Source organism: Mycobacterium sp. (assembly GCF_008709575.1).
GTDB lineage: Bacteria > Actinomycetota > Actinomycetes > Mycobacteriales > Mycobacteriaceae > Mycobacterium.
In genome coordinates this window covers 1-1,469 of sequence record NZ_VYIK01000145.1, presented here as the reverse complement: position 1 = coordinate 1,469, position 1,469 = coordinate 1, and the positions used below count along the sequence as shown (strand labels likewise).

Genomic DNA, 1,469 nt, shown 5'->3' with positions numbered 1-1,469 from the left:
CCGCCCAGCCGACCATGCCCAACCCGTGCGAGGGCGTGCCGCGCAACCCGTGGTGCCCGAGCAACCCGGTCACCCAACCGTCGTATCCGGTGCCGGGATCCCCCGTTTCCTAGGCCTGCCCGGGACTGTGCCGAACACACTCGCGGTGGGTGCGGTGTACGCGACACAAAGCCCTAATCGTGCTTATCGATGCCAGGGCAGCCAGATGTCAGCTTATGGTGACTGCAGTGGAGCGGTTGCTGGGTGGAAGGTGGACACCCGATGGCACGACAGACATACCGGCGGCGTTTTCCGGGCGTGCGCAGGGCCGGGCGAGTGGCCAAGGTAGGCGCAGCGGCGGGTGCGATGGCCGCGGCGGTGCTGAGCCCGGGGATTCCGGCGGCGCGCGCCGACGTGCTGGATATGCTCCTAGACCCGCTCATCGACCCGCTGATGAGCGCGGCCGCGGCGGTCGGCGCCGGGGTGCCCGAGGTGGGCGGCGCGGTCGCCGATGCGGGGGCGGCCGTCCCCGCCTCCACGCTGTACCCGGTGGATCAGGCGTTCGTCTATGCGCTCAGCGGCTTCAACACCGCGGTCAACGGGCTGATCCAGGACTACATCACCAGCCCGATCGGCGAAGCCCTGGATCCGATCATCAACGCGCCCTCCGTGTTTTTGTTCGGGCGGGACTTGATCGGTAACGGCATCGACGACTTCACCGGGGTCAACAACTCGCTGTTAGGCGATGCGGGATTCTTCGGCAACCTCAGCGACGGCGGCTTCCTGGCCGGCAATGGGGGCACCGGGACCACCGGGGTGGCCGGGGTCGACGGCGGGGCCGGCGGAATCGGCGGATCGGCCGGGCTGATCGGTGACGGCGGCACCGGCGGAATCGGCGCTCCCGGTGCTCCCGGCGGAGTCGGCGGCACCGGTGGGCTGCTGCTGGGCGACGGCGGGGACGGCGGAGCAGGTGGAGCCGCCACCGTCGCCGGCGGGACCGGCGGGGTCGGCGGTAACGGCGGAGCCGCAGGCTTGTTCGGCAACGGCGGCACCGGCGGGGCCGGTGGCGCCGGGGCGACCGGGGTGACCGGGACTCCCGGTTCGACCGGCACGGCCGGCACACCGGGAGTCGCCGGTGTTCACGACGGTGCGGGCGGGCCCGGCGGAGCCGGCGGGGCCGGCGGCGTCGGCGGTGTCGGGGGCAACGGCGGAGCCGGCGGCAACGGCGGGGCTGCCGGACTGATCATCGGCGACGGCGGGACCGGCGGGGCCGGTGGCAACGCGGGTACGGGCGGTGACGGGGGCATCGGCGGTACCGGCGGTGGCGGCGGGGCCGGTTACGACGGCGGCAGCACCGCCGCCGGCGGTAACGGCGGGGCCGGCGGAACCGGCGGCAACGGCGGGGCCGGCGGGGCCGGGGGTACCGGCGGGGCCGGCGGAAACGGCGAGCCAGGACACCCAGGGGCAGCAGGAGCCCGTGCGCGCGACTT

The 1,469-nt window shown here is 74.2% G+C and carries 1 pseudogene; it reads left to right on the top strand.

The features are described 5' to 3' along the window. Nucleotides 1-261 precede the first annotated feature (261 nt). Nucleotides 262-1,469: pseudogene (locus F6Q13_RS17355) on the top strand (PE family protein); the annotation flags it as partial.